The sequence below is a fragment of the Robertkochia sediminum genome, from assembly GCF_016786255.1.
Taxonomy (GTDB): domain Bacteria; phylum Bacteroidota; class Bacteroidia; order Flavobacteriales; family Flavobacteriaceae; genus Robertkochia; species Robertkochia sediminum.
Genome location: NZ_JADMKT010000067.1, coordinates 231,609 through 249,714, shown reverse-complemented (window position 1 = coordinate 249,714; position 18,106 = coordinate 231,609). Strand labels below are relative to the sequence as shown.

General features: G+C 45.9%; 16 protein-coding genes. 7 read left to right on the top strand and 9 right to left on the bottom strand.

The features are described 5' to 3' along the window. Window positions 1-80: 80 nt before the first annotated feature. Genes glmS through IS446_RS04030 form a run of 3 tightly spaced genes read right to left on the bottom strand, consistent with a single transcriptional unit; the run spans window position 81 to window position 4,427 of the window. Complete coding sequence (gene glmS, locus IS446_RS04040) at window positions 81-1,928, bottom strand: glutamine--fructose-6-phosphate transaminase (isomerizing) (protein ID WP_203058707.1); 1,848 nt, start codon at window positions 1,926-1,928, stop codon at window positions 81-83. Window positions 1,929-1,964: 36 nt separating this feature from the next. After that, window positions 1,965-3,605 carry a DUF4270 domain-containing protein gene (locus IS446_RS04035; protein ID WP_203058706.1) on the bottom strand — a complete coding sequence of 547 codons (1,641 nt, stop codon included), beginning with the start codon at window positions 3,603-3,605 and terminating at the stop codon, window positions 1,965-1,967. A gap of 12 nt (window positions 3,606-3,617) precedes the next feature. Further along, complete coding sequence (locus IS446_RS04030) at window positions 3,618-4,427, bottom strand: glycogen/starch synthase (RefSeq protein WP_203058705.1); 810 nt, start codon at window positions 4,425-4,427, stop codon at window positions 3,618-3,620. A gap of 108 nt (window positions 4,428-4,535) precedes the next feature. On the opposite strand from IS446_RS04030, the gene panC reads away from it, so the two are divergent. The 5 genes from panC to radA all read left to right on the top strand — a co-directional run bounded on the left by panC (window position 4,536) and on the right by radA (window position 9,321). Next, complete coding sequence (panC, locus tag IS446_RS04025) at window positions 4,536-5,384, top strand: pantoate--beta-alanine ligase (RefSeq protein ID WP_203058704.1); 849 nt, start codon at window positions 4,536-4,538, stop codon at window positions 5,382-5,384. Window positions 5,385-5,396: 12 nt separating this feature from the next. Next, a complete protein-coding gene (gene panD, locus IS446_RS04020; RefSeq protein WP_203058703.1) occupies window positions 5,397-5,747 on the top strand; it encodes an aspartate 1-decarboxylase in 351 nt (116 codons plus the stop codon). A gap of 2 nt (window positions 5,748-5,749) precedes the next feature. Further along, window positions 5,750-6,715, top strand: a complete 966-nt coding sequence (locus IS446_RS04015) for a lysylphosphatidylglycerol synthase transmembrane domain-containing protein (RefSeq protein WP_203058702.1) — start codon at window positions 5,750-5,752, stop codon at window positions 6,713-6,715. 32 nt (window positions 6,716-6,747) lie between these two features. After that, the gene (locus IS446_RS04010) at window positions 6,748-7,893 is read left to right on the top strand and encodes an alpha/beta hydrolase-fold protein (protein ID WP_203058701.1); all 1,146 of its coding nucleotides are present in this window, start codon (window positions 6,748-6,750) and stop codon (window positions 7,891-7,893) included. Between the two features lie 66 nt (window positions 7,894-7,959). Further along, entirely contained in the window at window positions 7,960-9,321 is a 1,362-nt protein-coding gene (gene radA / locus IS446_RS04005; protein WP_203058700.1) for a DNA repair protein RadA, read from the top strand. A gap of 22 nt (window positions 9,322-9,343) precedes the next feature. Here radA and IS446_RS04000 read toward each other — a convergent pair whose 3' ends face one another. The 5 genes from IS446_RS04000 to IS446_RS03980 all read right to left on the bottom strand — a co-directional run bounded on the left by IS446_RS04000 (window position 9,344) and on the right by IS446_RS03980 (window position 14,913). Next, window positions 9,344-10,381 carry an NADP(H)-dependent aldo-keto reductase gene (locus IS446_RS04000; protein ID WP_203058699.1) on the bottom strand — a complete coding sequence of 346 codons (1,038 nt, stop codon included), beginning with the start codon at window positions 10,379-10,381 and terminating at the stop codon, window positions 9,344-9,346. A gap of 74 nt (window positions 10,382-10,455) precedes the next feature. Continuing rightward, the gene (locus IS446_RS03995; protein ID WP_203058698.1) at window positions 10,456-11,412 is read right to left on the bottom strand and encodes an OmpA family protein; all 957 of its coding nucleotides are present in this window, start codon (window positions 11,410-11,412) and stop codon (window positions 10,456-10,458) included. A gap of 108 nt (window positions 11,413-11,520) precedes the next feature. Continuing rightward, window positions 11,521-12,288, bottom strand: coding sequence for an exodeoxyribonuclease III (locus IS446_RS03990; RefSeq protein ID WP_203058697.1), 768 nt, complete (start codon window positions 12,286-12,288; stop codon window positions 11,521-11,523). 125 nt (window positions 12,289-12,413) lie between these two features. Beyond that, window positions 12,414-13,958 carry a glycine--tRNA ligase gene (locus tag IS446_RS03985; RefSeq protein WP_203058696.1) on the bottom strand — a complete coding sequence of 515 codons (1,545 nt, stop codon included), beginning with the start codon at window positions 13,956-13,958 and terminating at the stop codon, window positions 12,414-12,416. A 34-nt stretch (window positions 13,959-13,992) separates the two neighbouring features. Beyond that, window positions 13,993-14,913, bottom strand: coding sequence for a hypothetical protein (locus tag IS446_RS03980; protein WP_203058695.1), 921 nt, complete (start codon window positions 14,911-14,913; stop codon window positions 13,993-13,995). A gap of 41 nt (window positions 14,914-14,954) precedes the next feature. Between IS446_RS03980 and IS446_RS03975 the strand changes: the two genes are divergently transcribed. Both IS446_RS03975 and IS446_RS03970 read left to right on the top strand, forming a co-directional pair. Beyond that, window positions 14,955-15,653 carry a ComF family protein gene (locus IS446_RS03975; protein ID WP_203058694.1) on the top strand — a complete coding sequence of 233 codons (699 nt, stop codon included), beginning with the start codon at window positions 14,955-14,957 and terminating at the stop codon, window positions 15,651-15,653. 51 nt (window positions 15,654-15,704) lie between these two features. Next, window positions 15,705-17,333: an Ig-like domain-containing protein gene (locus tag IS446_RS03970; RefSeq protein ID WP_203058693.1), complete on the top strand. Its 1,629-nt coding sequence runs from the start codon at window positions 15,705-15,707 to the stop codon at window positions 17,331-17,333. Here IS446_RS03970 and IS446_RS03965 read toward each other — a convergent pair. Then, window positions 17,302-18,072 (bottom strand): amidohydrolase, encoded by a 771-nt coding sequence (locus tag IS446_RS03965; RefSeq protein ID WP_203058692.1) that lies wholly within the window; start codon window positions 18,070-18,072, stop codon window positions 17,302-17,304. The two genes, IS446_RS03970 and IS446_RS03965, sit on opposite strands and share 32 nt — an antisense overlap. Window positions 18,073-18,106 lie beyond the last annotated feature (34 nt).

Here is an 18,106-nt window from a genome sequence, read left to right as displayed (position 1 = left end):
GATAAACAAAAAAATAAAACCCCGAATGTTTTTCCTACATTCGGGGTTTTAATACCTTGATATAACTGCAATGTGCTACACTATTCTACCGTAACCGATTTCGCAAGGTTTCTTGGCTGATCCACATTACAGTCGCGCATAACGGCTATATGATATGAAAGCAGCTGAAGCGGTATGGTCGTTACCAGAGGCGTGAGGATCTCGCTTGTCTCCGGAATTTCGATCACGTGATCGGCCAAACCGCGAACCTCCTTATCACCTTCAGTTACTACACCAATGATCTTTCCTTTTCTCGATTTGATCTCCTGCACGTTACTTACCACCTTATCATAGTGCCCTTTTCGGGTAGCTATTACCACCACCGGCATCTGTTCGTCGATAAGCGCAATAGGTCCGTGCTTCATCTCGGCCGCAGGGTATCCTTCGGCATGAATATAAGAGATCTCTTTAAGCTTAAGCGCTCCTTCCAGAGCCACAGGGAAGTTGTACCCTCTACCCAGATAAAGACAGTTCTCTGCGTCCTTATATATATCGGCGATGGCAGCTACATTGGCATCAGACTTCAAGGTTTGCTCTACTTTTTCCGGAATGGCTTCCAATTCTGAAAGGTAATTGTAGAAATCTGACCTTGAGATCTGACCTTTCTCCTGTGCCAGCTTCAACGCCATAAGCGTGAGTACGGTGATCTGCGTGGTAAAGGCCTTGGTCGAAGCCACCCCGATCTCAGGACCGGCGTGGGTATAGGCACCGGCGTGTGTTTCTCTTGCGATGGAAGAACCTACTACGTTACAAACTCCAAATACGAAGGCTCCTTTTTCTTTTGACAACTTGATCGCTGCCAGGGTATCGGCCGTTTCTCCGGACTGAGAGATCGCAATAACCACATCGTTCTTGTTGATCACCGGGTTACGGTATCTGAACTCAGAAGCATATTCAACTTCCACAGGAATACGAACCAACTCTTCAATAATATACTCTGCTACCAGACCGGCATGCCAGGAAGTACCGCAGGCAACTATGATGATCCTGTTGGCATTAAGGAACTTCTGGAGGTTATCTTCGATCCCTGCCATTTTAATGATCCCGTCGTTGATCCTCAGACGACCACGATAGGTATCCTTGATCGCTTCCGGCTGCTCATAGATCTCTTTTAGCATAAAGTGATCGTAACCACCTTTTTCGATCTGCTCGATATTAAGCTTGAGCTCCTGAACATAAGGATTAACGACCTTATCACCCTTGACCTGTCTTACCTTTACATCGCGACCTTTCTTGATCACTGCCATTTGCTCATCTTCCAGGTAGATGGCATTATTCGTATACTCGATAAAAGGAGAAGCATCACTGGCAATAAAGTACTCATTATCACCAACCCCGATCGCCAGCGGACTACCTAATTTAGCCACCACGATCTCATCGGGCTTGGTCCTGTCGAACACAGCAATCGCATAGGCACCAACCACCTGATTCAGGGCGATCTGCACTGCCTTACCCAGCTTTACCTTTTCATTCTTTTTTATATCTTCAATAAGATTCACCAATACCTCAGTATCGGTATCCGATTCAAAGTGGTATCCTCGTGCGATAAGCGCCTCTTTGATCGATGCATAGTTCTCGATGATCCCATTATGAATGATCACAAGGTCTCCACTATTCGAATAATGCGGATGCGCATTAACATCATTAGGCTCCCCGTGCGTCGCCCAACGTGTATGACCGATCCCGATCTTACCACCTAAAACAACTTCTTGCTCTGCTTTTGCCTTAAGATCGGCAACTTTTCCCTTTGTCTTACACAAGTTGATCTTTCCATCGTTATAAAGCGCTACCCCTGCACTGTCGTACCCACGGTACTCCAGGCGCTGTAATCCTTTAATGATCACCGGGAAGGCTTCTCTCTCTCCAATATATCCAACTATCCCACACATAACTTCCTAAAAATGGTTATTTAAGTATTTTATTGATTATTTCTGCTCAGGCTCGGTATAGATCAATTCGAGTCTGACGCGTTTAGATTGTTCTTCGGCAGGCACATTTGCCCCGTATAACACCACCCCATAAGGATATCCTATAGAAGCCTGAGGCACCACCAACTCTTCCCCCTGACGATTCTTGGCCGAAACCAGTGCCGGGTTAGCAATACTTGAGGTTACTCCAAGCCCAAGATTCACATGGGTAGAGTCGTTATTAATTATATTCCTTACAAACTGGGTGATACGGAACCTGTAAAAAGGATCATCACCTTCTTCCTCTTCAAGACGGCCATCATAAAAGGCATAACTCAACTCCGGAGCGGTATTTACCACACCCACCGGATCCTGAACATAATCAGGAAGGGCCACCTGGTTGTCCAGGTCGTATAAATAAAGACGGTCAGGAATATTCTGAGCATCAGAAGCCTGCTCATCGATATAGAAATACAGGTTTGCTTCATTAACCAACCAGTTATTGGCTTTGGCTTCAGCCAAAAAGCTCTCAACATCCTGTCCGGCACTAATATCGATCTTAGCACTCACACCAGACTGCCCTTTAAGATACAAGCGACCGGCATCTGAGCCGGCAGCAATCGCATCCTCTACACTTCCGGGATACATATCACCGTTAAATACATTGATCGACTTGCGACCCAGATTGAGAATAAAGCTATCTCTGGCTACCTCAACCTCTTCGGTCTCGGAGTTATAGTCATCGTAAGTATACTTAATGGTAATATTCCCTTCCAGGGTATTGAGCAACATCTTGAGGTTGTCAGAAGGATGATCGATCTTCACATAGATCCCTCTCAGGTATTCACGAAAGAGCTCCTGATCTTTGAGCACATCCTGACCTTCCATGTCTATGATACGACGCTGAAAAAAGTCATTGTCCAGCTCCAGCCTGATACGTGGAGACAAACGGGAAGAAACATTCTCAGACTCATCTTCATCGGTATCGGGATCGTCCTCGTTATCAAAGAAACGAAGCTCTTCAAAATTTAAGGTATAATCACCATCGAATAGAAGGTCTGCTAAAAACGCCTGAGGGTCTTCATCCGAAAAATACTCCTGCTCAGACTGAAAATTAGTAGACGGGTCGTTTTGACGCAGGTATTTGGTGTATTCATTAACGCTAATCCTTATTGGAGACTCCACATCACCAAAAACAGAATCTATCTCATAAGGTATGGCCAGATTGCTATCGTCTAAGGTGTCATTAGCCACACTAAAGAAAGGAATGTCGAGGTAAACCGCAGTCACCGTTTCATTTTCCCTGATCGTAGACGGATCCTCATCAGCATCGGCTGCAGCTTCATCTTCCGCAGAAAGTCCGCCAAATGAAGGTGAGGTCTGACTAAGCGAGAGCTGTGTAATATAAGAAGCTTCAGATCGCCCAAAAACCGGATCCACATAATCAGAGAGCTCGTACATAGGCATAAGATCGGTTCGCACCGCATCCAGCCCCTGATTTTCGGCATTTACTTCAAACACCCTTTTATTCACCTCAAACCCGGGATCTTCAACCAGGTCGGCACCAAGGGTAGTAAATTCTTTTTCACAGGAGGTAAAAAAAACAACACCACTCATAATGAGCAGTGTCTTTTTAACATAACTCTTTTTCAAAATCATGGAATTAGCAGGTTAACTTAAGACTTCGTTCTCATAAAACTCACTATAAGCCTCTTCGAACTCATAAATGGATTTGTGGGGCAGTACCGGTTTAGACAAGTTATCAAGATACGTCTTAAGGTCGTCGTCGATAGTCTCAGAAGCCACGATAACAGCGTCAGAATTATCAACCGCTACCTTAAGCAGGTTGTTATAGGTTGGATCTTCAAGAACCTGAACCGTTTCCTTCTCAATACCATCAAAGGTAACCTTATTGATCATCTCCGGATCTAAACTTCCTTCAAACCCTTTCCCATATACCGAAGTAACGATCTTACTCTCGTTGAACAAGGGCTCATCGGCATAATACTTCCTTAAATAAAGAGGCAGTAAAGACGCCATCCAGCCGTGAACATGAATAATATCAGGATTCCAGTTCAACTTCTTAACAGTCTCCACTACACCCTTGGCGAAAAAGATCGCACGCTCATCGTTATCCGGAAAAAGATTTCCATCTTCGTCGGTAAAAGTGGCTTTGCGCTTAAAGTACTCTTCATTATCAATAAAGTACACCTGTATGCGTTCTTTTGGGATCGAGGCCACCTTAATGATCAAAGGCATATCCATATCGTTCACCACCAGGTTCATTCCCGAAAGTCGAATTACCTCATGTAACTGATGTCTGCGCTCATTGATATTCCCAAAACGAGGCATAAAGATGCGTATTTGCCCGCCTCTGTCGTTCACCATTCTTGGACTTTCGTAAGCCAAAGATGATACTTCATTTTCCGGAAGGTATGGGATCATTTCAGAAGCGACAAATAATACTCTTTTGTCTGTCATAAATTCAATTATTTCTTTACACTTTAAGTCTTAAGCATGCAAAATTACAAAAAATATGCCTATTTTATTTAAAATACCTAGCTTTGCACGCTGTTAATTTTTTCTCAAATGCGCGTATTCGAACACAAAAATGAGCTCAGGGATTATCTGGACCTCAAAAGGGGCGAAGGACAACGAATTGCCCTCGTACCTACCATGGGTGCATTGCATGCCGGACACCTGTCCCTGGTCTTGAATGCCGCGAAGGAAAACGACCTCACGGTAGTGAGTATTTTTGTAAACCCTACACAATTTGACAATAAGGAAGACCTGGCCAAGTATCCATCTACCTTTGAACAAGACCTCAAATTACTCGAAGGAACGCAAAAAGAGGTCGTGGTATTTGCTCCCTCAGTAGAAGAAATGTACGCTGAAGAGGTTACCGCAGGGAAATTTGATTTTGACGGACTCGAACATCAGATGGAAGGTAAGTTTCGCACCGGGCATTTTGACGGGGTTGGAACCATCGTTAAATCACTCCTCGATCTGGTTGAAGCCGACAAGGCCTACTTTGGAGAAAAAGACTTTCAACAGCTACAGATCATTAAAAAATTGGTTGAAAAACAACATATAGCAACAGAGATCATCGGGTGTCCGATACTAAGAGAGCCCCATGGCCTTGCCATGAGCTCCCGTAATGAACGCCTGAGCGAAGAAAGCAGAAAAGAAGCTGCCTTTATCTACGCAACGATCACTGAAGCGAAAAGTAAATTTCCGGAAGAATCAGCCGAAAAGATCAAGGAATGGACTGAAAATCAGTTCGTTAACCACCCGTTCCTGAAGCTTGAATATGTCGAAATTGCTGATGAATCTACGTTAAGACCCGTTAAAAAATTTGAAAAAGGGAAAGATTACAGGCTTTTCATTGCCGTTTTCGCAAATGATGTACGCCTCATCGACAATATTGCCCTAAATTAATATCTTTGCGCCATGCAAATTGAAGTTGTAAAGTCTAAGATTCACCGCGTTACGGTGACTGGAGCCGACCTTAATTACATAGGAAGTATCACCATTGACGAAAACCTGATGGAAGCCTCGAACATCATTGAGGGGGAAAAGGTTACGATCGTGAATATCAATAACGGTGAACGCCTCGAGACCTACGCCATTAAAGGCAACAGAAACAGTGGTGAGATCACCCTTAACGGACCCGCGGCACGCAAGGTTCAAAAAGGAGATGTGATCATTATTATTTCTTATGCCCTTATGGATTTTGAAGAAGCAAAAAGCTTTAAGCCTTCATTGGTTTTCCCAAATGAGAAAGACAATACGCTTACCTAAGCTTGAACAAAAGACTAAAAAATAAATTAAAGACCATACTCCCACTAGCCCTGGGAGTTTTTCTTGTTTATTACTCATACCGCCAAACCACCCCCGCAGATCGCACGCAGATCTACCATACTATAAAAGAAGCCAATTACTTTTGGGTTGTGCTTTCTCTCCTGGCGGGTTTATTGAGTCACTTGTTCAGAGCCTGGCGATGGAACCTGCTGCTGGAACCTATGGGCTACCACCCGAGGTTTGCCAATAATATCATGGCTATTTTTATAGCCTATCTCGCCAACCTGGGTATTCCGCGATCCGGAGAGGTGTTCCGGGCAACCACCATAAGCACCTACGAGAAGATCCCTTTTGAAAAAGGCTTCGGGACCATCGTTGCCGAACGCATCATAGACCTCATCATGCTCTTGCTGGTCGTGGTTACAGCCGCTGCATTTCAAACGGAATTCATCGTGAGTTACCTGGAAAGCAAAGGCATTCACCCCTTAAAGACCATTGCCGTTCTAGCCGTTCTCGGATGTGCAGGCCTGGCGTTCCTTTACTTTATCAACCGTACCCATATTGGTTGGCTGCAACGCATACGTCAACTTGTTCGCGGACTCATGGAGGGGATCACCAGTATTTTCAAAATGCGCCGCAAAGGAGCGTTCATTCTCTACACCCTGGGTATCTGGATCATGTACATCGTTATGTTCTGGCTCATCAAATACAGTATCCCGGAAACTATCGATCTGGGGATCGCCTCCATGCTGGTAGCCTTTGTTGCCGGAGCCTTCGCTATGAGCACGACAAACGGAGGTATCGGACTCTACCCTTTGGCCGTGGGGAAAGTACTTGTACTGTACGGCATTACTCAAACCGCTGCAGACTCCTTCGGATGGATCATGTGGACTTCCCAAACCCTTATGGTCGTGATCCTTGGAGCCTTCTCTTTCTTGTATTTGCCTTTTTACAACAGAAGCAAATAATTTCTTATCTTTCTCTCCCAAATCAACGTATCATGAGAAAATTTATTTGCCTGCTAATCACAGGACTACTCTATTGCGCGCCCGTTTTATCACAAACCAGTCTCGGATCTATAGATTCTTATAAACTGGGAGAAAAGCGAGGCTACCGCCTTTACGTACCCAACGACTACACCCCCGAAAGATCATACCCTCTAATTGTAGTTCTCGACGGAGACTACCTTTTTGACCAGGCCGTAGCGTCTGCAAAATTCTTTGCATACAAAGAAGAACTACCGCAATGCATCGTCCTGGGCGTTAACCAAAAGAACACCCGAGATCGCGATATCGCCTATAGTGTTACCTCTGGACTCCCGGAAGAATCGGGAGCAAATTTCTTTGAATTCTTAGGTATGGAACTCATTCCGGCCATAGAAAAAGAATACGAAATAGCGCCTTTTAAGGCGGTGATCGGCCACGGCCTAACAGGGAATTTCATCAATTATTACCTCTTCAAAGAAGATCCGCTTTTCCAGGCGTATATCAGCTTGTCTCCAACCCTTCCTGTTCAGATGGAAGAGTATATACCGGAACGCCTTGCCGAAGCCTCCGGAAATACCTTTTACTTTCTTGCCACCTCTGCCAACGATACCCGCGAGAACAAAGAGAGTGTAAGCCGACTCAACACCCGCTTAAAACTCATAAGCAATGACAACCTGCACTACCTCTATGAAAAATACGAGATCGCAGACCACCACGCTCTGGCCGCCTATGCCATACCCAAGGCCATGGACCAGATCTTTGATATTTACACCCCTATAAGTGTAAAAGAATACAAGAACAAACTCATGACCTATGTGGGCGAGCCTTATGAGTACCTCGAAAACAAATACAACACCATAGAAAGTCTGTTCGGATTTAAAAAGGCGATGAGCCTGAACGATTTTATGGCGGTGTATGCGGCAAGTAAGAAGAAAGAAAGTCTAGAATCTCTCGATGCTCTCAGCAAGCTTGCTAAAAAAGAATTTCCGGACACCATGCTGGGATTCTTTATCGAAGCAGAGTACCTCGAGCTCTCCGGAGAACCTAAAAAGGCCATGCGCACCTACGAAAAAGCCTTCAGCATGCCGGAGATCGATTTCCTGACCAAAGATCTGACACTGCAACGTATCGATCAGCTAAAGCAAGATTTCGGTTGGTAAGACCTACGCTTCAACCTGAATGCGTATTTTAGCAGCTCTTACAGCAACCCTCTAATTCTGTTTTTCATGGCTAAGGTCAAGACCACTTATTTCTGCCAGCAGTGCGGCACCCAATTCGCAAAATGGCAAGGGCAATGTAGCTCTTGCAGGGCGTGGAACACCATTGTAGAAGAATTGGTGGAAAAAAAGGATAAGAGAAGTTGGAACCGCGAACCTGGTAAGGTCAAAAAAGTAAACCGCCCCCTAAAGATCCACGAGATCGACGGCAGTAGTGAATTGCGCGTCCCCTCCGGTAACGGAGAACTCGACAGGGTTCTGGGCGGAGGTATCGTGCCAGGATCGGTAACCCTTCTCGGTGGGGAACCCGGGATCGGAAAGAGTACACTTTTACTTCAGATCACCCTTAAGCTCCCCATAAGGTCCCTATATGTTTCGGGAGAGGAAAGCCAAAAGCAGATCAAGATGAGGGCCGAGCGCATCAACCCTTCTAATGCGAACTGCTATGTGCTAACCGAAACAAAGACACAAAACATATTTAAGCAGATCGCTGAGACCAAACCCGAGATCGTGATCATCGATTCCATACAAACCCTGCAAACCGAACATATAGAATCATCGGCAGGAAGCATTTCCCAGATCAGGGAATGCACCTCAGAACTGATCAAGTTCGCTAAAGAAACCAACATCCCTGTTTTGCTCATTGGCCACATCACAAAAGACGGCCACATAGCCGGGCCCAAGATCCTGGAGCATATGGTAGATACCGTGCTTCAGTTTGAAGGCGATCGGAATCATGTATACCGCATACTTCGCGCTCATAAGAACCGTTTCGGATCTACTGCCGAACTGGGTATTTACGAGATGCTTGGCGACGGATTAAGAGAGGTTACCAACCCTTCGGAGATCCTGATCAGCAAGAACGGAGAAGAACTCAGCGGTACAGCGATATCCGCCACCATTGAAGGTATGCGCCCTTTAATGGTAGAGATCCAGGCTCTGGTGAGCACTGCCGTGTACGGCACACCCCAGCGCAGCTGTACGGGGTTCAATGTAAAACGTCTGAACATGCTGCTGGCGGTACTTGAAAAAAGAGCCGGCTTCCGACTGGGTGCCAAGGATGTTTTTCTGAACATCACAGGGGGCATCAATGTAGACGATCCTTCGATCGATCTGGCTGTGGTAGCAGCTGTATTGTCTTCTAATGAAGATATTGCAATAAGTAAAGACGTGTGTTTTGCTGCAGAGGTCGGACTCGCGGGAGAGATTCGCCCGGTACAGCGTATTGACCAACGTATTCTGGAAGCTGAAAAACTCGGATTCTCAACCATTATGGTTGCCGGAAGCAATAAGATCACGGTGAAGAACCATCAGATCGTGATCAAAAAAGTTAACCGAATAGAAGACGTTGCTCAATTCCTATTCGGCTAACTATGCCCTTTAAACCCTGTTACTACGGCGCAGGATTCGGGATCTCATTGTGGATCTCATTGATCGCATCGAGCACCTCCTGCGATAACTCCACGTCAATACTCGAGATATTCTCTTTTAATTGATCCAGACGGGTAGCCCCGATAATATTTGAGGTCACAAAAGGCTGGGCATTTACAAAGGCCAGCGCCATGTGTGTTAACGACAGTCCGTTCGCTTCGGCAAGGGCAGCGTACTTCTCTGTAGCCTTAACCCCTTGTGGTTTGATATACCTGTTGTAATTCGGGAACAATTTTATACGCGAACCTTCCGGCATCTTACCGCCAAGGTACTTACCGGACAGCGTTCCGAATCCGAGAGGAGAATACGCCAGCAGCCCCACTCCTTCTCTCATGGAAACCTCAGCATTACCTCCTTCGAACAAACGATTAAGAAGGTTGTACGGATTTTGAATGGTGATCATTCGCGGCAGGTCGTGATTGCGATGCTCCTCGAGGTATCTCATTACCCCAAAAGGATTTTCATTAGACAATCCTACCTGACGGATCTTTCCCTGCTTCACAAAATCTTCAAGACTTTCCAATACCGTTCGGAAGTTATCTTCCCATTGCTCCTGCTCATCATGGATGTACCCACGAGACCCGAAATAATTGGTATTTCGTTCCGGCCAGTGAAGCTGATACAGGTCGATATAATCGGTTTGAAGCCGTTTCAGACTCTTATGGATGGCATCTTCTATCTCTTCCTTTTTGAATCCGCCTGTACGAATGTGTTGAGTGAAGGCAGCCGGACCTGCGATCTTGGAAGCGAGAACCACCTGCTCACGATTCCCGTTCTTTTTAAACCAGGTTCCAATGACACGCTCGGTCTCTCCCTGCGTCTCAGCCTTTGCAGGTACCGGATACAATTCGGCAGTATCGAAGAAATTCACCCCCTGATCAAAGGCGTAATCCATCTGAGCATGCCCTTCGGCTTCTGTGTTTTGCTGCCCCCAGGTCATGGTTCCCAGGCAGATCTTACTCACCTTGATATCGGTGTGCGGTAACAATGTATATTTCATATCACAATTTTTTTCAAACAAAAAAGCCTCCCACCGAACCGGCAGGAGACTTCAAAAATACTAAATCCGAGACATTAGATCTCGCTAAGCAATTTACTAACCTCATCGAGCTTGGGTGCAAGGACGATCTCAATACGCCTGTTCCTGGCTCTTCCTTCGGCGTTTCCATTATCGGCCACGGGCATATAATAGCTTTTACCTGCAGCTGAAAGTCCGCCGGGATCAATAGCACTATTTTCGGTAAGGATCTTTACGATGGTCGTCGCCCTCTTTACCGAAAGGTCCCAGTTGTCTTCGATCATTCCTTTTCCGGCATAAGGCACATTATCGGTATGACCTTCTATGAGCACAGCGATATCAGGATTGGCAGCAAGGACCCCGGCCAGCTGCATCACGGCCTGTCTCCCCCGTGCATTGACCGACCAGCTACCGCTATCGAACAAGAGTTTGTTCTCCATGGAAACATACACCTTTCCATTGCGCTGTTCTACGGTTAGCCCCTTCCCTTCAAAATCTAACAAGGCTTTCGATATGGCCACCTTAAGCGAACGCATGGCGGCTTCTTTAGACGCCAGTATCCCCTCCAGTTCGGCTACGCGTCCGGACTGAAACTCCATTTGCCTCCGCATACGCTCCAGCTCTTCCAATTTCTGATCAAGAACCTTTTCGCGATTCTCCAGATCTTGCAGTAAGCTCCTGTTGCGCTGGGCATTTTCGGCAAGTGCACTACTGCTATTGCGCTCCAGGGCATCGTAAGCTTTTTTCAATTCTTCCAGATGCTTACTTGCTGCCGTATATTGCTGTTGCAACTTATTGCGTTCCGCACGCATTTCTTCCAGGGTCTTTCCAAGACCCTCGATCGTATTCGAAAGCTTATTATTTTCTTTTTGCAATCTCTGGTTCTCGTCGGCCAGGGCGGCTCGTTCTTCTTTCAATTCCTCATAACGCGACTCCAGGTCCTTATACACCTTAGCCGTTACACAAGAGCTAAGCATGAGCCCGGCTCCCAAAGCGAATAAAAAGGTCTTCATAGTTTTGTTATTAGTATTTAGGGTTTATTTATCGGATTGTTTAATCTTTGGAATGTCGAATGCATCTACTCCCAGCGATGTTGCTCAAATGATACGGAACAGTCTGCCCTAGTTATCCAGCTCAAGTAACACCGGACAGTGATCACTGTGCTTAGCCTCAGGAAGCATTACGGCTCTTGTAATGCGCTCTTGTAAAGGCTCGGAGACCATATTATAATCGATACGCCACCCCTTATTATTGGCCCTTGCATTTGCCCTGTAGGTCCACCAGGAATATTCATGAGCCACTTCAGGGTGCATGGCGCGAAACGAATCGGTAAATCCGCTTTTAATAAAATTATCGATCCATTCACGTTCTACGGGCAGAAATCCGGACACCTTGGCATTTCGCACCGGATCATGGATATCGATGGCGCGGTGACATATATTGTAATCTCCACTCACGATCAGGTTTGGACGCTCCTTTCGTAAGGTATCTGCATAACGCTGGAAGTCGTCCATATATTGCAACTTAAATTCGAGGCGATCCATATTGGTCCCGGATGGCAGGTACATGCTCATTACCGAGACATCTCCAAAATCGGCTCTGATATTGCGCCCTTCGGCATCCATATAATCGATCCCGGTACCGTAGGCCACATGGTCGGGTTCGGTCTTCGAGAGAATGGCCGTACCGCTATATCCTTTTTTCTGAGCGCTAAACCAATAGTTGTATGCATAGCCGGCCTCTTCGAACAGGCGCAGATCCAGCTGTTCCTTATGGGCTTTGGTCTCCTGAATACAAACCACGTCGGGATCGGCAGCCTTTAGCCAGTCAATAAATCCCTTTCTGAGCGCAGCTCGTATTCCATTAACATTATAACTTATGATTTTCATAAATGATATGCTTTCTTTTGCTGTGGGTTAAAATATAAAAATCCTTCTTTTCTGTCCGCACCTTAGCGTACTTAAAAAAAAAGACCCGCTTACACAGGTCTTCTTATTTTTCAGGGTCTAATTCATTACTTGCACTTCTCCAGCCAGTAACGCATATCGACCTCTTTACTGATCAAATCTTTAAGATCTTTTATGGCAACCCGCTGCTGCTCCATGCTATCGCGATGACGCAGGGTAACAGTATCGTTCTCCAGGGTTTCGTGATCTACAGTGATACAGAACGGCGTACCTGCAGCATCCTGCCTGCGGTACCTTCTTCCCACGGCATCTTTCTCGTCATAATCCACCTGCATATCCCATTTAAGCTCATCGAAGATCTTTCTGGCCTCCTCCGGAAGTCCGTCCTTCTTCACCAATGGAAGAATAGCCACTTTGGTTGGAGCCAGAACAGCCGGAATACGCAGAACAGTTCTCGTACTTCCGTTCTCGAGCTCTTCTTCCTGAAGGGCTTTTGAGAATACAGCGAGGAACATTCTGTCGAGTCCGATAGAGGTTTCAAGCACATAAGGAGTGTAACTCTTATTCTCTTCAGGATCGAAGTACTGCAACTTCTTCCCACTGAACTCTTCGTGTTTAGCAAGGTCAAAATCGGTTCTGGAGTGAATACCTTCCAACTCCTTGAATCCGAATGGGAATTTAAATTCTATGTCGGCGGCAGCATCGGCATAGTGCGCCAGTTTTTCATGATCGTGATAACGGTAGTTATCTTCACCCATTCCCAGGGAAAGATGCCATTTAAGACGTGCCTCCTTCCAGTATTCATACCATTCTTTCTGGGTTCCCGGCTTGATAAAGTATTGCATCTCCATCTGTTCGAATTCCCTCATTCGGAAGATAAACTGACGGGCAACGATCTCATTTCTGAAGGCCTTCCCCGTTTGAGCGATCCCAAATGGGATCTTCATTCTTCCGGTCTTTTGCACATTCAGGAAGTTTACAAAAATACCCTGTGCCGTTTCCGGACGCAGGTAGAGGTCCATTGCCGAGTCGGCACTCGCACCCAGTTTTGTTCCGAACATCAGGTTAAACTGTTTAACATCTGTCCAGTTCTTACTTCCGGTCTCCGGATCGGCGATCCCTAATTCCTCGATAAGCGCTTTGACATCGGCCAGATCTTCTTTTTCAAGAGAACTCCCTAAACGCTTCAGGATGGCATCCATTTCTTCACGGTAGCGCAGTACTCTAGGATTGGTTGCCATGAACTGCTCCTTATCAAAAGCATCCCCAAAGCGCTTCGCCGCCTTATTCACTTCCTTTTCGATCTTGGCTTCGATCTTGGCAACGTGATCTTCAACCAAAACATCGGCGCGGTAACGCTTTTTAGAATCCTTGTTATCTATAAGCGGATCGTTAAAAGCATCTACGTGTCCTGACGCTTTCCAGGTGGTAGGATGCATAAAAATGGCTGCATCGAGACCTACGATGTTCTCGTGCATCTGCACCATTGCCTTCCACCAGTATTCGCGGATATTCTTTTTAAGTTCAACACCTTTCTGCCCGTAATCATATACAGCACTCAGGCCATCATAGATCTCACTGGAAGGGAAAATATACCCGTATTCCTTAGCGTGTGAGATCACCTTTTTAAATTGATCTTCTTGTTTTGCCATGCCGCAAAAATATGCTATTTGAAAAGATTTTTACTTAATTCAGGGTAAAAAGCGAGGATGCAAGCAGATTATTGCCATAGAATACATTTACCCTGTAATTCCCCGGGTATTGCAGATCGTTCACGACAATATAATCGCAAATATTCATCGGCCGGTTTTCGTAATCGATAACCACCTTTTTACTGTATGGGAGCTCACCGGATGTATCGGCACCACCGTCTGACTGCCCGAGAACATTCTCCTTTGGATCTACGAACTGAATGTAAAACACCTTATCTCCCGGCTGCAACAACGTATTCGGCGCCAGGTTAAAACATACCCTGAGGCGTTCTGCATTGTGAAATTTCGATGTTTTTACTGCCTTACCATTGTTGCGTACGCGATAGGCCGTACCTTCAAGAGCACTAATGCTCAGGGCGGCACTCCCTTTGACCTTTGCGGTAAGCTGTATGTTTTCATTAATAAGGGAATCGGTGAACTGGGAGAGGTCCTCATTAGCGATCTTAAGTGCCTCAGAATAACGCTCCAGTTCGGTATAACGAAGTTTTGCACTGTCGACCTCCTGCACCAACAGGGCATTTTGTCGTCGCACAGAATCCAGGGTTTCCTTTAACTCCCGGTTGTCTTTTCTTATGGAAGCAAGCTCCCTTCGATAGCGATCCAGGATCTGGTAGTCTACCTCCATTCGCTTGATCGAATCCATGAGCAGGGTGATACGCTTTCTGCTCGATTCGATCTCGCGTGCATACGAATCGTTCTCACGGGCCAGGCCTTCAAGGTCGTCTTCGATCTCTTCGAGATCATCCATGATCATACCCTTGGCATTCTCCAGGAAAGAGACCTTTTTTTCTGTTTCAATGTAGTTTAAGTAGGAAAATCCTGTTAAGGCTATAACGCATAGTAGCAGGACTCCCAGGACTATTTTCTGACCAATTTGCTTCTTTTGGGAGCTCATCAAAAATAATTAGCTTTGAGAATAACTTATAATTTTGAACCTTGCGGACCGCAGTAAAGATAGTAAATGATCTCCAAAACCTTTTCTTTCCCGGGGCTTGTCTTTCCTGCAGGGCCATATTGCCTCTGAGAGAACAACTGGTTTGTGTTACCTGCCTTCACCAACTACCGCAAACACATTTTACAGACAGGCCTGAAAACCAGGTAGAAAGGATCTTTTACGGTCGCGTAAGGATAGAAGCAGCCACTGCCTTATTCTGGTTTCATAAGAAGGGAGCGGTTCAGCAAATTATCCATGAATTAAAATACAGGAAACAGCAATATGCCGGATCGTGGATGGGCGAATGGATGTATGAGGAAATGCAACGATCTTCGAGGTTCCAAGATATCGACCTGGTATTACCCATGCCATTACAAAAAAGAAAATTGAGAAAAAGAGGGTATAACCAAACCCACACCTTTGCAAAGGCCATAGCACAGGGATCAGGAGTAACCCTTGGAAAAGATGTACTTACCAGAACCGACAGGTCGGGAGCGTTTGCCTTCCGTGGCCGTCAAACAAGAGCTTTGGAAACCGGGCCTGTTTTCGAGGTCGATGCCGAAGCGCTTAAACCGTATAAACATGTTTTGCTAACCGATGATGTTGTTACTACGGGAACAACCCTTGAAGCTGCAGCCCGGGCGATCAAGACCCATGCCGACATCAAGATCAGTATTGCCACTATGGCAATTACAGCCTGAGTTTTATCTTTCGTAAAAATAATCGTTATTTTGCAGCGTTAAACAGCTTCGATGAGATCCAGTAAATTTCTTTATTACAGCTTGTTCTTCGGGCTGATGTTTTCGCTTATCAACTGCGCTAAAAGGAGTACGCCAACCGGAGGTCCAAAAGATGAGACCCCGCCGGAGATCCTGTCTACAAATCCGGATAATTACCAGGTTGGTTTCGACGGCAATAAGATCACCCTGACCTTTGATGAGCTCGTAAAATTAAACGACCTCCAAAAACAACTGATCGTATCGCCCCCGTTAAAAAATGCCCCCATGGTATCTCCCCAGGGGTCGGCGAATAAAAAAATAACCATCGAACTGCTCGACACCCTCAAAGAGAACACCACCTACGTACTCAATTTCGGGCAAAGCATTGTAGATTATAACGAAGGTAATCCTTATCCTTTCTATTCGTACGTATTCTCCACCGGCTCTTATATCGATTCTCTCGAGTTGGGCGGATTCGTTACTGATGCAAGTCAAAAAGAACCCGACAATTTTGTAAGTGTCATGCTTTATGAAATGGATACGGCTTATACCGACTCTGCCGTTTTCAGAAAGCAACCCACTTATATTACCAATACCCTGGACAGTTTAACCGACTTCAGGCTTACCAACCTCAAGGAAGGGAAATACAGACTTATTGCCATAAAAGATGAAAACAACGACAACCTCTTTTCACCAAAGACCGATAAGATAGGTTTTGTGGCAGATACGATCTTGATCCCTAACGATACCATTTATGAACTAACCCTTTTCAGGGAGGTTCCAAAATTCAGAGCTACCCGCCCATCACTGGCAAACAAGAACAAGATCGTTTTCGGTTACGAAGGCAGGCCTGAAGGCATGAAGATCGAACTGCTGTCTGACACTCCGGAAGATTTCCGTTCGGTGATCATCCAAGATCGCGAAACCGATACACTAAATTATTACTTCACTCCCTTTGAAGCCGATTCACTTTTATTCAGGGTAGAGAAAGAAACAATAATCGATACGTTCACCGTTCGCCTGAGAGAGTTATACAACGATACCCTGCAGGTAACTGCTGTTCAAAGCGGGAACATCCAATTAACAGATACTTTTGCGATCGCCGCAAACACACCACTTACCAGTTACGAGAAAGAGTTGATCTCTATTCTCGATCAGGATTCTACCGCGGTAGATTTTTCTGTTTTACTGGAAGAACAAAAGAACGAAATGCGCTTATTGTGGCTTCTGGAGCCCGGAAGTCGCTATGATATCCAGCTCCTGCCCGGCGCTATGACCGACCTCTTTGAAAAACAGAACGACACCCTTCAATACCGCATAAGCACCAAAGAATTGGGGAAACTGGGAACCATCAGGGTTAAGCTTCAGGGAGTAGATTCTTATCCGATAGTGCTTCAGCTCACCGACCAGCAAAACAAGGTGAAAGCATCGAAGGTCATTCGGGAACCCCTGCCCGGTTATAATTTCAGCAATATCGACCCCGGCAACTACATGATCCGCGTCATTCATGACGTAAACGGTAATGGCAAATGGGATACGGGAGATTTCCTCGAAAAAAGGCAACCGGAAAGAATTAGCTATTACCCCGAAATGATCGAATTGCGAGCCAATTGGGAGATCGAGCAAACCTTTATTTTAGGTCAAATTGGTCCCGGTCTTTAAGGAAGCCCAGTTTATTGCGAAGTTTACTGACAGGTGTTTTTTCTAAGGAGGCATATACCACTTCTTCCTTTGTGGTGTGCACAACCTCCCGGCCAAGCACATCGTATACCCCTGAATGTCCGGGGTATTCATAGCCGTTAGCATCTTTTCCTATCCTGTTCACGCCAATGCAGTACGCCATATTTTCTATGGCCCTGGCCTTTAGCAAGGCATCCCATGCATCGATGCGCATCACGGGCCAGTTGGCCACGTAGATCAAAAGATCGTAATCCATATCATTGCGGGAAAATACCGGAAACCTGAGGTCGTAACACACCTGGGGAAAGATCTTCCAACCCTTATAGGTTATAAGCTCCCGCCGGTCTCCGGGAACGTAAGCTTTATGCTCCCCGGCATAGGTAAAGGCATGGCGCTTATCGTAATGGTCTACCTGTTCGTGCGGATGCACGAACAAAAATCGGTTGCGGTAAACCCCATCTTCCCGTATCACCAAACTACCGGCTATGGCGAAGCCGTAATGCCGGGCCCTTTCTTTCATCCAGCTTACGGTCTCCCCATCCATGGTCTCATAAACCGCCTCAGGACTCATAGTGAATCCCGAAGTGAACATTTCGGGTAATATCACCAAGTTGGTATCGGAATCTAAAGCCTCAAATACACGTTCAAAATACGCCCTGTTCTTTCCCGGGGCTTCCCATATGAGATCGGCTTGTACCAGTGCTGTCTTCAGTGTTTCCATAAAGCTGTTTAAACATCCACCTGAAGATACATAA